Origin of the sequence: Paenibacillus oenotherae (genome assembly GCF_019443105.1) — a bacterium.
GTDB lineage: Bacteria > Bacillota > Bacilli > Paenibacillales > Paenibacillaceae > Paenibacillus_Z > Paenibacillus_Z oenotherae.
This window is the reverse complement of record NZ_JAHZIJ010000030.1, coordinates 18,998-32,375: the sequence shown is the minus strand read 5'-3', so window position 1 is coordinate 32,375 and position 13,378 is coordinate 18,998. Positions and strand designations below refer to the sequence as shown.

The window sequence follows — 13,378 nt, the reverse complement described above, 5'->3', positions numbered from 1 at the left end:
TGCTGGTGATGAATTCAATGGACAAGACGATGAAATTCGACGTGAAGGCTGAAGGAATGGAAGCTTCTTCTAAGGAGATCTTGCTGTCTGTATATGATTCGCTGCAGGAGAAGGACTACAATCCTATTAACCAGATCGTTGGCTATTTGCTGTCCGGAGATCCCGCATACATTCCGCGTCATAATAACGCCAGAAGTTTAATTCGCAGAAAAGAACGTGATGAGCTGATCGAAGAACTCGTTCGTTCCTATTTAAGTCAGCACCGCAGCTAACGTTTTGTCGGAAGAGAGGTCGTGAGTCGTATGCGCATTATGGGGCTGGACTACGGAGACCGGAATATTGGAGTCGCCGTCAGTGATGCATTCGGCTGGACCGGGCAAGGCGTCGGAGTCGTTCAGAAGCGACGTGACAACGGTGAGTTTGAAGCCATCGCGGACTTGGTTCGCGAGCATGAAGTGAGCGAGATCGTAGTTGGTCTACCTAAGAATATGAATGGCACTATCGGTCCGCGTGGCGAAATTTGCATCGCATTCGCACAAGATTTGCAGCAAAGGCTAAATGTACCCGTTCACCTTTGGGACGAACGGCTGACGACGGTCGCGGCCGAGCGCACTCTGCTCGAAGCGGACGTCAGCCGTAAGAAGCGAAAGCTAGTAATAGACAAAATGGCGGCAACGCTAATTTTGCAAAATTATCTCGATTCTAAAACGAAAAGGTGAGGGTAACGATGACAAAGGACGACATGCAGTACGAAGAGCCGGAAATCATCTATATTCCGGATGAAGAAGGCAATGAGGAAGAATTCGAGGTTGTCATGAAGTTTGAGGTAGACGGCTCTGACCAGAAATATATGATGGTGGTTCCGCTTAATTCCGAATCAGAGGATGAAGAGGCTGATGAAGTTTACGCTTTCCGTTATGAGGAAGAAGGCGACGAACTGAAGCTGTATACGATCGAGGATGAGGAAGAATGGAACATGGTGGAAGAAACATTCAATACGCTGCTCGCGGAGATTGATGAGAACGATTAAAGGATATCCTTGGTGCAGAAGGAGTGCTTGATGTGTCCGAGGTTGTGAAGATTTCCAAACTTAAGGATGTCTACGGTCGAGAAGTCGAGCTTGTTAGTGAAGAAGGCAATACAGAACCGTTCCGCATCGTTGCTGAGTTTGCCATTGGCGAGACGATGTATGCGGGACTGCAGTCTGATGCGATGCGCAAGCAAGACGAGGTTGCATTTTTCCGGTTCGTCATCAGCGGTGAAGGAGAGCCTGAGCTGGAATCCATTGATGATGAAGAGGAATGGGAAGTAGCAGCCGAAGCATTCGATGACTTAATGTTTGCAGGGGATGAGCGCCCGTGAGAAGCGTTCAAGATCCTGCAATTGAATAAGCAATGGAAGGGGCGGCCCCAAACCGCCCTTTTTCCGCGAATCTTGATGTAGTGCAGAATCGGAGGATAGGGCATTGGATCGATCAGAACAGCCGCCGGTTAATAATAAGCCGGTTCAGAACAAGAAACGCAAGGGGGGCCCGTCGAAAGCTCGTATTACAGCATGGGTTATTCTATCCCTGATCGGCATTATGGTTACCGTTGTGGCGGCATTTGCTCTCTACATCTGGAATGGCCTGCGGCCAACATCGGATGGCGCTGTTATTCAGATGGAGCTTAAGAAGGGGATGTCGCCCTTTGATTTTGCCGAGGAGCTTGAAGAAAACGGGATCATCCGGGATGCCTTCATGTTCAAATATTATTTGCGCTTGAAGGACGAAGGGCCGAATTTCCAGGCAGGCGTATACGAGCTGGCACCTGGAATGGATCGGGATGCGATTATTGCGAAGCTGAATGCGGGGGAAACCTTGAAGAAGGAAACGGTCCGCTTTACGATTCCGGAAGGCTTCACGGTTGAGCAGATCGCAGATACGCTCTCGACTGCAGGAATCGTGGGGAAGGAAGCTTTTGTCGCTTTGGCTGATACGGACAAGGTATGGGGAGATATTGATACGGTTCGCAGCATCCCTAAGGACAATAAGCAGCTGCGCCATCGTCTCGAAGGCTATCTGTTCCCTGAAACGTATGAGTTGGAGATAGGAAGCAAGCCGGAGGCCATCATTCTTCGCATGCTGCAGGAGATGGATCGCAAGCTGGACGCCTTGCCGGAGAATTGGGAAGAGACGCTCGCCGAGCGCAAGCTGGATTATCATTCGCTGCTGACCATTGCTTCACTTGTAGAACGGGAAGTTGTTGTTGATGAAGAGCGGCCCATCGTAGCAAGCATTATTTTCAACCGGATGAAGGAAGGCATGCCGCTGCAGATCGATGCGACGGTGCAGTATTCACTGGATAAGCCCAAAGAGCGTCTATATGAGAAGGACCTGCTCGTAGACAGTCCTTACAATACGTACCAGGTGAAGGGTCTGCCTCCGGGACCGATCGCTTCGCCGAGCTTGAAATCGATTGAGGCTGCCCTGTATCCGGCGGATACGGATTACTTCTACTATGTGACCAAGAAGGACGGCAGCAACGCGCATTTGTTCGCACGAACGCTCAGAGAGCATAACCGTAATATTAAGTTGAGCAATGAAATTGCCAAATAGGGAGATACAGAAGATGACAACAAAGCCGGAGCTGCTGACAAGCGCCGCTTCCTTAGAAGAGATGGAGCGTCTTATAGAGGCGGGAGCGGATGCGTTTGTTATCGGTGAATCCCGTTATGGATTGCGGCTGGCGGGCGAATTCGACGCTGCCATGATCGCGGAAGCGGTGAAGCTGGCACATCCGAGGGGTGTGCGGATCTACGCTGCTTTAAACAATTTGATGGACAATGTAACCGTTGGCACATTGCCTGATTACATTCGCAGTCTGCATGATGCTGGTGTGGATGCTCTGGTGTTTGGCGATCCGGCCGTTCTTATGGCGGCGCGCAGTGCAGCACCAGGCATGGCGCTGCACTGGAATGCAGAGATGACATCAACCAATTACGAAACGGCCAATTACTGGGGACGCAGAGGCGCTGTCCGAGTCGTGCTTGCCCGAGAGCTTAATATGGATCAGGTGCTGGAGGCTAAGGCGCACACATCACTTGCGGTACAGGTTCAAGTGCATGGCCTTACTAATATTTATCACTCCAAGCGTCCGCTAGTTCACAGTTACCTGGAGCATCAGAATGAGTCAGACACGAAGCCGCAAAAGGCGGAATCCAATTCCGGCCAGCCCCGTTATCGGGAGAATGAGCGGTATCTGATTGAGGTTGAGCGTCCGGACGAGCAGTTCCCGATCTATGAGGATGATAATGGCACCCATATTATGAGCTCGGACGACCTGTGCATGATTGAGAATTTGCAGGAATTGATGGAGGTCGGCATCGACAGCCTCAAGATTGAAGGTCTGTTGAAATCGATCGAATATAATGAAACGGTCGTCAGAGCCTACCGCGCTGTGATTGATGCTTATTGTGCCGACCCTGAAGGGTACACATTCCAGGAGCAGTGGCTGGACGCGATCAAGGAGCTGCAGAATCCAGCGAGAGAGCTTTCTTACGGTTTCTTTTACAAAGAGCAAGTGTATTAAGTGGAAGAACGAATAGCCCGGTCCATAGGTGCTGTTCAAATAAGATGCAGGAGATGAACGAGGATGTCAATCCAAACGAAGCCCCGCTACACAGGGAAACGTCATCGGCTTTCAAAGCCGGAGCTGCTTGCGCCTGCAGGCAATTTGGAGAAGCTGAAATTCGCTGTTCATTACGGAGCGGATGCAGTCTATATCGGCGGGCAGAAATACGGGCTTCGTTCCAATGCGGATAATTTCAGTTTTGCTGAAATGAAGGAAGGCGTCGAGTTCGCAAGCCGATATGGAGCGAAGGTATTTGTAGCTACGAATATTTATGCGCATAATGAGGATATTGCCGGCCTGGAGGATTATTTGCGCGCTCTTGAGGAAGCCGGAATCGCTGCCATTATTGCGGCCGATCCCATCATCATTGAAACGGCGCAGCGTGTAGCTCCCAAGCTTGAGGTGCATCTCAGCACGCAGCAATCGACCTTGAACTGGCAGGCTGTCCAGTTCTGGAAGGAAGAAGGGCTGCCGCGCGTCGTGCTTGCCCGTGAGACCAGCTTCGAGGATATCGCCGCGATCAAGGCGAATGTGGATATCGAGATTGAAGCGTTTATCCACGGCGCCATGTGCTCTTCTTTTTCCGGTCGCTGCGTATTATCCAATCACTTCACGGACAGAGATTCCAATCGCGGCGGATGCTCGCAATCATGCCGGTGGAAGTATGACATCTTTGAAGAAGACCTGCCTATGTTCAGTCCGGAAGAGGACAAATTTACGATGGGCTCCAAGGATCTGTGCATGCTTGAGTTTATACCGGATCTTATTGATGTCGGGGTAGACAGCTTCAAAATTGAGGGCCGCATGAAGAGTGTGCATTATGTTGCGACGGTTGTGAATGCTTACCGGCAGGCAATCGATTCGTATATGGCCGATCCGGAGCATTACGAGCTGAAGCAGGAATGGCTTGAAGACATACACAAAGCGGCGAACAGGCCGCTCAACACAGGATTCTTCTATGACACGCCGGGAGCTGAGGATCATATTTATGAGCCCGAGGATAAGCAGGCGCCATATGATTTTGCCGGGGTTGTATTGTCCTATGATGAGGAAAGCGGGCTTGCTGTTGTTCAGCAGCGCAACCATTTCAAGCCGGGACAAGAGGTGGAGTTCTTCGGGCCGCACGGAACCTTCTTCAAACAAACAGTCGGTGATATTGCTGATGAAGCCGGAAGCAAGCTTGATGCTGCCCGTCATCCATTGCAGCATATCGTGATGAAGACGGAGCACCCCGTGAAGCCGATGGATATGATGCGCAAGCGTGTCCGTCCATAGATCTGTAGAGCCTATCAGTCATCCAACCCTTTTCTGTACGTAAAGCTCGGCGGAAAAGGGTTTTTTGTGCGCTGTCCGCCTCTGTAATCGTCAGCTCTTATAACATATGGGATTGAAACAGCCGATATAAGAGTTAAGGTATTGCTGGAGTGTGTAGAAAGTCTTAGGTAATAGGGAGGATTTGGATTCATTACGTCGAATCTTTAACTAGAATTACATAATGCTTTGTTACGACAGCGACACATACCCACAGATCGATGACAACGTAGGATTCTAACATTAAGTAAGGTGGTGTCCATGATGCTGAAAAAAATCAAAAAAATGAAAACGCAACCAACCCAATCGGAATCACCTGCACAATCCCGCTACTCATCAGCAATTCAAAGCCTGAAAGGCATGAAGCTTGGCAATCCCATCAAATCGATCGGGGTTAAATTGTTTTTAATTATTTTCAGTGCGATTCTGATTTGTGTACTTATTGTAGGCTTATTCTCCTATTCGACTTCGAAGTCGATTATACAGGACAAGGTGACGGACTCCAGCTCTGTAGCTATCGCGCAGTCAACCGGCAAGCTTGATTTGATGTTCGACAACTACGAGAATCTGACGATGCAGATGCTGATGGACAAGAACCTTCAGGATGAATTGCGTGTCTTGACCCGGAGCAAGGACGAATATGAGAAGTTTCAAGGGAAGAAGAAGCTGACCGATATGCTCTTTACTTATCTAATGGGCAACAAAACCATCGCGGGCGGCAGTATTATTCCGATCAAAGAGGGAGAGAGCGGCATATCGTTCGGTATTACGACTCTCGACGTTCCTGCTGCGCAGAAATCGGACTGGATGAAAGCGATCCGGGATCAGGACGGGCGCAGCATATGGCTTCCGACGAAGCTGAAGGGGTACAACGGAGACTCCAATAAAGCGACTTTCGCAATTGGCCGGGTGCTGAAAAATTTAACGACCAGTGAAAGCAACTTTATATTGATTATCGAAGTATATTTGGATGAAATAGCGAAGCAGCTTGAGGATTTGCAATTGGGAGTCGGCAGTGATGTCACCATCATTGACCAGAATCACAGGGTCATATTTGATCAGAATGAAGAGCATCTGGAGAAGGAAGCTCTTGTCAAAATTCCTGCCGAGGAGACGAGCGGTTCGTTCGAGATGAAAGCAGCGGGCGGAGAAGATTTGCTCACGATCTATAACACATTTGAGTCTACGAAATGGCATTTGGTCGGCTCGATTCCGGTAGATGAGCTTGTGAAGGATGCCAAGCAAATTCGCAACATGACGTATATGATGGCAGGTCTGGCTGCTCTGCTGGCAATCTTGATTGGCCTGCTCGTCATCCGTATCGTAGCGATTCCGCTGATCAAGCTTCGCAATCTGATGAATGAAGGCGAGCGCGGCAATCTGTTTGTCAGATCCGATGTGAACAAGAAGGATGAGATTGGGCAGCTGTCACAGAGCTTCAACCAGATGATGGCTCAGATTACGACACTCGTTACCCAAGCCAATCAATCGGCACAGGATGTGCTGGCAACCGCAGGTCAGTTGACCGAGGCATCGAAGAAAACAGCGACCTCTGCCAGGGAAATTGCTGTAGCTACAGAGGAAATCGCAGGCGGGGCAACCAACCTGGCTGTTGAAGCCGAGAAGGGCAGCGATTTGACAGGCGAGATCAGCCAGCAGATGGCGCTTGTTATTCATGCCAATGAGCATATGGGGGCCGCGGCTTCCGAGGTGGAGAGAGCGAGTCAGCAAGGGACGTCGTACATGAATATTCTCATTGAGAAAACCGGCGTAACGGAAGAGATGACACGTTCCATGGTCGAGAAGGTTGACCGGTTGAAGGAGAGCACGCGCTCCATCCGGAAAATTCTTGAAGTGCTGAACAACATGACGAAGCAAACGAATATTTTATCCCTGAATGCAACGATTGAGGCGGCCAGAGCCGGTGCTGCAGGCAAAGGGTTCATGGTTGTTGCCGACGAGATCAGGAAGCTGGCGGATCAATCCCGTCAATCTATTGATGTAGTAGGCCAGATTACAGATATGATTCAGAAGGAAATTGATGAGACTGTTCTTGTGTTGTCTGATGCCTATCCGATCTTCAAGGAGCAGATCCAATCCGTTAAGGAAGCGAATCAAATTTTCTTGACGGTTCAGAACCATATGGGAGGTTTTGTGACGAAGCTGGAATCAGTCACGGAATCCATCAGCAATCTTAACCAGTCACAGCAGGTTCTATCCGGGGCAATGGAGAATGTCAGCGCGGTTGCTGAGGAAGCATCAGCTACATCGCAGGAAGTGGCGTCTCTTAGCAATGAGCAGACGAGTATTAGCGAAGGGCTCGTGGAGCTGTCTGACAAGCTCGGGACGGTATCCGCTGAGCTGAAGGAATCACTGTCACGATTCCGCACAGAATAATCGTATTCCGCTTTCCGTAAGGCTAGTTGAATAAAAAAGTATAAGAAATCGTTCCTTGAGTCAGTCGGGAGTTCAGTCCTCGATTGGCAATAAGGAGCGATTTTTTAATTTCCAAACGGGCCAGTAACGTGAAAGAAAGAAGGGGGCTGTCCCGAAAGTCCTTATTGGAAATCTCAACTCCCACTTTAAGAAGCTGTAAGATGTAGAATGTCTGCGATCATGGGACTGTTAACGTTCTCCTCGCCAGAGGACGATCCGTATTTCAAACGCCGATACAAACGAGATGCGAGCTAGGCGAAACATGCGAAACTGCAGTTTTTTTCTTGTATCTGACCCCATGAAGGTGAGATGCCTGCCAGAGTGCAGGCATTTCACCTTCATTTCCCATTAACGGCCGATTTTTTCCTAAATTCATGCATGATTGCAGGAATATTACTATAATAGCGTCTTGTAACCGAAATTCATGCATATTCGCAGGCTTCTTACTCCGTCTCTCTGCCTTCTAAACACTTGGAGAAAGGATTGTCTAGAAAGTTCTTCGATGAAGAGTCCTATTAAGTCCCCCATATACAATAAAAAGATGCTTCCAGTACCACTATTTGGTGGTTTCGGGAGCATCTTTTTACATCATTTGGAACTGACTCATTGGATATTGGACTTTTCGGACGGCACTCTTGATGTCAGGTATTCTCCGGCAAGCAGATTGTTAATCGCGGTTGGAGGAGAAGATCATAATATATTTCACCAGTGTAAGCAGTGAGATGAGCGCTGCTGCGACGTAGGTCAGGGCAGCTGCATTCAGAACCTTGGCAACACCGCGCTCCTCTTCATTGCGGATAAAGCCCTCCGCAACCATAAGCTCGCGCGCTCTGCTGCTGGCATTGAATTCAACAGGCAATGTCACAAGCTGAAATGCGACAGCTGCGGAGAAGAAAATAATGCCGATGCCGACGAGATTCATCGAGCTGAACAGAAATCCAGCTATCAGCAGAAAGGGCGCCGCTCCGGAAGCGAACCGGACAACGGGAAACATGCGGTGGCGCAGTGTCAGCATAGGATAATGCTGTTGATGTTGGATGGCATGGCCAACTTCGTGGCACGCCACTGAGATCGCCGAGATTGAGCTCTCGTAGTAGACAGGCTCGGACAATCTGACGGCACGGTGAATGGGATCGTAATGGTCTGACAGCTTGCCAGGGACGGCCTCGACAGGCACGTCGTGGAGCCCGTTGCTATCGAGCATCCTTCTGGCTGCATCGTATCCTGTCAGGCCGCTCATATTCTTAACCTCCGACCAGCGGTTAAACGTGCCGCTAACCCGGAATTGGGCCCATAACGAAAGCGCAAAAGCGATAATAATAAGGAAGTCCATCGGATGAAAGAGAAGCATAACTGATTCCCCCCATTATGTTGTGATGTGAGAGCCGGATGGTACTTGTTACATTAAACCGCTCTTATTCATTAATAACATAAGTGCTTCAACACAGGCCGCTGATTGCGGCACGATCCTCTTAAAAAGCAGTTGAGCCTGTTTAGGCTTGAGCTGGTTAATGACCGGTTCAAGCTCCTGTACTTCGCGCTGAAGCCGCTCTAGCTGCATCTGAAGGTCTGTGAGCTTGCTGGATACTTGCTCCTCTGAAGAAACCTTGCCCCAATGGTTCAAATTCTCCCTGATTTCATCAAGTGAATATTTGTCTTTCTTTAATTGAACGATACGTTTGAGGCGCAGCAATGTTTCGTCGCTATATAAGCGGTAATTCTTCGCTGAGCGCCGTTCCGGTTCAATTAAGCCCATAGAGGTGTAGAAATCAATCGTGCGGGGGCTGATTTCTGCTAGCTTAGCCAGCTCTCCGATTCGGTATAACGGCTTGTTTGCCAACGTCTTCACCTTCTTTCATAACATTCATGTGGGACGTGTACGCGTATTTTATTGTTCTATCTTATGATACCGAATCCCTAACCATACAGTCAAACGTTCTGCTTCTGTTGGATGAATCTGTAACAATCCTGACATACATTTTAATGTAAACATAGGGAGCGGAAATTAAACACAGCCATGGTGCTTAGGTGCTGGTAAAAGAAGTGAAAAGGCGAAGAATGAAGGCGTCAAATCGGCATTTTCCCAGCTAATTCGTGAAAAAACTTAACATTCGACCTTTTTAGAGAAGCTAATGTTAGATTTTTTTTATTAAAATGAAAAAACTATATTGTCAAATTGAGCACTTCTGACTATAATGACATTAAGCCTTTCATTACATGTGAATAAAGATAACATTTAGGGAGTGGTCGTAGTGATCAAGAAATTAGCTCTAGCTTCAGGTGTTCTATCTCTAGTGTTCCCGACAATGGCTTTTGCAGCGGATGAAGCATCCTCGCAAATGCTGAACATGGGGTTGAACACACTATGGATCCTCATCGCAGCAATTCTCGTTATTCTTATGCAGGGCGGCTTCATTCTTCTGGAAGCTGGTTCCACACGAATGAAGAATGCAGGTCACGTTGCAGGTAAGACGATCTTTACAATAGGACTTTGTTCCCTCGTTTATTGGGCAGTCGGTTATGGCATCACATTCGGTACTGATAATGTCGAGAATGAAACTTTAAGTAAAATAATCGGTTGGGGCAGCTTCTTCTTCGATCCTGCCATTGCTGGCGACCCGGCGAATGATAATTATCCGACCTCGGTATTCTTCTTGTTCCAACTGGCATTTGCAGCGATATCGCTGTCCATTGCCTGGGGCGGATTCGCAGAACGTGCGAAATTGTCCTCTTACCTCGTATTTACGGTTCTGTTCACAGCTGTTATTTACCCGGTTGTTGCACACTGGATCTGGGGCGGCGGCTGGCTGGCTCAAGATGGCGCGCAAGACTATGCAGGCTCGACAGTTGTTCACTTGACCGGAGCGCTCGCGGCGTTCGCAGCTACCGTATTGCTGAAGCCGCGTATCGGCAAATTTAACAGAGACGGCTCCGCCAATGAAATTCTTGGTCACAACCAAGTGTTCAGCGCTTTGTCCGTACTTCTCCTGTGGGTTGGCTGGTTCGGCTTCAATGCGGGCTCAGCAGTATCGGTTGGCGATGGTTTCTTCGCTTATGTAGCATTCAATACGCAGCTTGGAGCAGCGGCTGGTGCAGTAGCAGCGCTTCTAATCTCCTGGCTCATTACTGGCAAGGCTGATATCACGACAACTTTGAATGGTGCGCTTGCTGGTCTGGTTGCCATTACTGCATCCTGTGCATTCGTTGATCCGTGGGCAGCGGTTGTCATTGGTCTTGTCGCTGGCGTTCTTGTATTCTTCAGTGTCAAACTGTTCGAGAAACTTAAAGTCGACGATCCGATCTATGCACTGTCGGTTCACGGTATGGCCGGTATTTGGGGTACGCTTGCCAACGGTATCTTCGCTACACAAGTTCTTGCTGACAAAGTCGGCGTAGGTCAAGGCGGTCTGATCGATACAGGAAGCTGGTACCAACTGTGGGTTCAATTGGAATCTGTTGTTGTCTGTGGTGCATACGTACTTGGCGCTTCGTTCTTGATTCTTGGTGTAATGAAGCTTGTCATGGGATTCCGTGTAACGGAAGAGCAAGAAATTATCGGTCTCGACCTTTCCGAGCATGGTACTTACGGTTATCCGGAGCAAATGAAAAAAGCTCAACAAAATCTGTAATCCGTAAGTTGGCCTTGCATTCATCATGATTGAGAGGAGAGAGCCCCATGAGTGATCCGGTTGGTGCACAGCTTCTGTCACGAATCGGTACGGCCGATGAGGTCGTCACACTGCGCAGCTTGCGGGATAGAATCCACGAGCATATGGAGGGTCTTCTCTCTGAGCAACCGGTCGAACAATTTTATACGAATCTGAATGAGGCGCATGACGCATTAATAAAGCGTGCGATTGCCCTCGCAGAAGCGAATTTGGCACGGATGGGAAATTCTCCACCCGTGCCTTACGCTTATTTGTTGTTCGGGAGCGGCGGAAGAGAAGAGCAGACACTATCAAGCGATCAGGACAGTGGAATCGTATATGCGGATCCCGATGACGAATCAGGAAGGGAAGCTGCTGCACAATATTTCTCCCATCTGGCACAAGCAATTGTAGAGATGCTTCAGCAATTAGGCTATCCGCCTTGTGATGGCAATGTTATCAGCACGAATCCGGAGTGGTGTCTGTCGTTAACGGACTGGAAGAATAAGCTTAATGAATGGTTCGAGGAGCCGGATTGGGAGCGTGTCAGATATTTGCTCATTGTTGCAGACAGCCGCTCGATCTATGGAGAGGGCGGGCTGCTTCAGAAGCTGAAGGATCATTTCTATTCCGATATGCTGGATAATCCGGTCATTGTGCGCCATATGCTCAACAATACAATGCGTCACAAGATGCTGATCGGCGTGTTCGGGCAGCTGCTTCGCGAGCGCTATGGTGAGGATGCGGGGAGCCTGGATGTGAAATATGGCGCTTATATTCCGATGGTCAATGCGATTCGGATGATGAGCATACAATCAGGATTGCGCGAAACCTCGACATTAGCCCGAATACATAGCCTGCAACTGAAGGGAAAGCTGTCGGCAGAGGAGGCTTCTTCCTATGCGAAGGCATTCCGCTTGTTCATGCGGCTGCGGCTGCTGGCTACGGAACGGAATGTGGACGGGATGTACACGAATAATGGCAAGCTGTCGCGCAGGAAGCTTACGAAGGTCTTGATTGAAGAGCTCAAGCACGGACTGCGAACCGGCAAAAAGCTGCAGCGGCGTGTTTTTAAACAAACTAAAGTCAGGGTTTAGGTAAGGCGGAGGGATAAGCATGAAGGAGCAAAAAGGCGTCGGCCGGATGTGGCATCTATACAAAATGGGCGGCATTACACCTGCTATCGCCTCGATGCTGGGTGCTCAGAATGCTCAGCAGATGGCGTTTATTCGTTCGATGTCCAAAGGACAGCGCAAGGAATCCATTATGGAGCAGCCTTTGCGCGAACTGGAGGTCGTTGTATTTGATCTGGAGACAACGGGGTTCTATCCGAACAATGGGGATGAAATTCTGTCCGTAGGCGCGGTCACGCTGAGGGGCGGAGAGTTTGTCGAGAATCGCTCGTTCTACAGCCTGGTCAATCCAAAGCGCAAAGTACCCAAGCATATCGCGGAGCTGACAGGCATTACGAACGAAATGGTTGCGGATGCGCCTGATTTAATGCAGGTTCTTCATGACTTTATGGAGTTCGTCGGCAAAAGAATGATGATTGCCCACGCCAGCAGTCATGACAAACAGTTCCTGGACGCCGCCCTATGGCGGACCTCCAAGGTTAATCTCACGCACCGGGTGCTGGACACGATGATGGTAGCCAAATGGCTGGAGCCCAAACGGGACAGCTACAGTCTGGATGATCTTCTGATGAGCAATGGGATCGAAATAACGCAGCGGCATCATGCATTAGAGGATTCCGTTATGACTGCCAAGCTGTGGCTGCAGTATCTAAAGCGTATTCTGGCGCGGAATGTAGTGACGCTTAGTGACTTATATGCCTATTTGAGCAAGCATTAATGGCCGGAATGACTGGTCGCTGCTGCAGTAGCGGTACGGTTGAACAATTGGGGATTGTGGGTTGATCAACGATATTATCCAATAGGACATCGTAGCGCTGAAAGAAATGCCGGCATGATCTGCCGCAGATGGAATTGGCAAGGAGCCGGGATGACTATGGAACAAGCCGACAAGCGATTGTCGGTTTTTTTGCATGAGGTAGAGGGTGTCAATCCAATCCTGAGGATGGAATTGAAAGCTGTGCGCGGCAGCTGCTGCCACGTTGCGGATTGTATGAATGCGATTGACGGGAAGCAGGGAATCAACAGGGCACGCTGAGACAGTTGCAATATCTTCATCCATGCTGCATGCCAGAACACCGCAAGCTTCATGAGGCAGCCCCGCCTGACAGACTGCAATTAGTTGCCTGTATGCGCCTGCTGTTATTGTGGCATTAGCTTGAATGTGATTCATCGTTGTGTGCTCTCTTTCCGCTGGATAGATAGGCCAATTATAGCGTAATCCAGGGATTCATGAAAGCGC

General features: G+C 49.2%; 14 protein-coding genes. 11 read left to right on the top strand and 3 right to left on the bottom strand.

The window, feature by feature from the left end:
- Positions 1 to 8: 8 nt before the first annotated feature.
- The 8 genes from K0T92_RS23780 (at position 9) to K0T92_RS23745 (ending at position 7,319) form a co-directional block, all read left to right on the top strand.
- The gene (locus K0T92_RS23780) at positions 9 to 272 is read left to right on the top strand and encodes an IreB family regulatory phosphoprotein (protein WP_219875133.1); all 264 of its coding nucleotides are present in this window, start codon (positions 9 to 11) and stop codon (positions 270 to 272) included.
- Positions 273 to 302: 30 nt separating this feature from the next.
- Positions 303 to 719, top strand: a complete 417-nt coding sequence (gene ruvX / locus K0T92_RS23775; RefSeq protein ID WP_219875132.1) for a Holliday junction resolvase RuvX — start codon at positions 303 to 305, stop codon at positions 717 to 719.
- Positions 720 to 727: 8 nt separating this feature from the next.
- A complete protein-coding gene (locus K0T92_RS23770; RefSeq protein ID WP_219875111.1) occupies positions 728 to 1,030 on the top strand; it encodes a DUF1292 domain-containing protein in 303 nt (100 codons plus the stop codon).
- A 32-nt stretch (positions 1,031 to 1,062) separates the two neighbouring features.
- A complete protein-coding gene (locus K0T92_RS25180; protein ID WP_343223785.1) occupies positions 1,063 to 1,362 on the top strand; it encodes a DUF1292 domain-containing protein in 300 nt (99 codons plus the stop codon).
- 103 nt (positions 1,363 to 1,465) lie between these two features.
- Positions 1,466 to 2,596, top strand: a complete 1,131-nt coding sequence (mltG, locus tag K0T92_RS23760; protein WP_246628392.1) for an endolytic transglycosylase MltG — start codon at positions 1,466 to 1,468, stop codon at positions 2,594 to 2,596.
- Positions 2,597 to 2,609: 13 nt separating this feature from the next.
- A complete protein-coding gene (locus tag K0T92_RS23755) occupies positions 2,610 to 3,569 on the top strand; it encodes a peptidase U32 family protein (RefSeq protein WP_219875110.1) in 960 nt (319 codons plus the stop codon).
- 63 nt (positions 3,570 to 3,632) lie between these two features.
- On the top strand, positions 3,633 to 4,886 hold the full coding sequence (locus K0T92_RS23750) for a peptidase U32 family protein (protein ID WP_219875109.1): 1,254 nt from the start codon (positions 3,633 to 3,635) through the stop codon (positions 4,884 to 4,886).
- Between the two features lie 300 nt (positions 4,887 to 5,186).
- Positions 5,187 to 7,319, top strand: a complete 2,133-nt coding sequence (locus tag K0T92_RS23745) for a methyl-accepting chemotaxis protein (RefSeq protein WP_219875129.1) — start codon at positions 5,187 to 5,189, stop codon at positions 7,317 to 7,319.
- Positions 7,320 to 8,025: 706 nt separating this feature from the next.
- On the opposite strand, the gene K0T92_RS23740 is transcribed toward K0T92_RS23745, so the two are convergent.
- A complete protein-coding gene (locus K0T92_RS23740; RefSeq protein WP_219875108.1) occupies positions 8,026 to 8,709 on the bottom strand; it encodes a zinc metallopeptidase in 684 nt (227 codons plus the stop codon).
- Positions 8,710 to 8,757: 48 nt separating this feature from the next.
- The gene (locus tag K0T92_RS23735) at positions 8,758 to 9,198 is read right to left on the bottom strand and encodes a MerR family transcriptional regulator (protein ID WP_219875107.1); all 441 of its coding nucleotides are present in this window, start codon (positions 9,196 to 9,198) and stop codon (positions 8,758 to 8,760) included.
- Positions 9,199 to 9,610: 412 nt separating this feature from the next.
- Between K0T92_RS23735 and K0T92_RS23730 the strand changes: the two genes are divergently transcribed.
- The 3 genes from K0T92_RS23730 to K0T92_RS23720 are packed head-to-tail and all read left to right on the top strand — an operon-like array spanning position 9,611 to position 12,856.
- Entirely contained in the window at positions 9,611 to 10,987 is a 1,377-nt protein-coding gene (locus K0T92_RS23730; protein ID WP_343223784.1) for an ammonium transporter, read from the top strand.
- Positions 10,988 to 11,034: 47 nt separating this feature from the next.
- A complete protein-coding gene (locus K0T92_RS23725; protein ID WP_219875106.1) occupies positions 11,035 to 12,102 on the top strand; it encodes a DUF294 nucleotidyltransferase-like domain-containing protein in 1,068 nt (355 codons plus the stop codon).
- A gap of 19 nt (positions 12,103 to 12,121) precedes the next feature.
- Positions 12,122 to 12,856, top strand: coding sequence for a 3'-5' exonuclease (locus K0T92_RS23720; RefSeq protein ID WP_219875105.1), 735 nt, complete (start codon positions 12,122 to 12,124; stop codon positions 12,854 to 12,856).
- On the opposite strand, the gene K0T92_RS23715 is transcribed toward K0T92_RS23720, so the two are convergent.
- Positions 12,830 to 13,309: a M67 family metallopeptidase gene (locus K0T92_RS23715; protein ID WP_219875104.1), complete on the bottom strand. Its 480-nt coding sequence runs from the start codon at positions 13,307 to 13,309 to the stop codon at positions 12,830 to 12,832. The genes K0T92_RS23720 and K0T92_RS23715 overlap by 27 nt on opposite strands.
- Between the last annotated feature and the right edge of the window lie 69 nt (positions 13,310 to 13,378).

Coding starts and splice junctions, on each gene's coding strand:
- K0T92_RS23750 (WP_219875109.1), top strand. CDS start 3,633: ATGTCAATCCAAACGAAGCCCCGCTACACAGGGAAACGTCATCGGCTT.
- K0T92_RS23740 (WP_219875108.1), bottom strand. CDS start 8,709: ATGCTTCTCTTTCATCCGATGGACTTCCTTATTATTATCGCTTTTGCG.
- K0T92_RS23770 (WP_219875111.1), top strand. CDS start 728: ATGACAAAGGACGACATGCAGTACGAAGAGCCGGAAATCATCTATATT.
- K0T92_RS23720 (WP_219875105.1), top strand. CDS start 12,122: ATGAAGGAGCAAAAAGGCGTCGGCCGGATGTGGCATCTATACAAAATG.
- K0T92_RS23715 (WP_219875104.1), bottom strand. CDS start 13,309: ATGAATCACATTCAAGCTAATGCCACAATAACAGCAGGCGCATACAGG.
- K0T92_RS23725 (WP_219875106.1), top strand. CDS start 11,035: ATGAGTGATCCGGTTGGTGCACAGCTTCTGTCACGAATCGGTACGGCC.
- K0T92_RS23745 (WP_219875129.1), top strand. CDS start 5,187: ATGCTGAAAAAAATCAAAAAAATGAAAACGCAACCAACCCAATCGGAA.
- K0T92_RS23755 (WP_219875110.1), top strand. CDS start 2,610: ATGACAACAAAGCCGGAGCTGCTGACAAGCGCCGCTTCCTTAGAAGAG.
- K0T92_RS23780 (WP_219875133.1), top strand. CDS start 9: ATGAATTCAATGGACAAGACGATGAAATTCGACGTGAAGGCTGAAGGA.
- ruvX (WP_219875132.1), top strand. CDS start 303: ATGCGCATTATGGGGCTGGACTACGGAGACCGGAATATTGGAGTCGCC.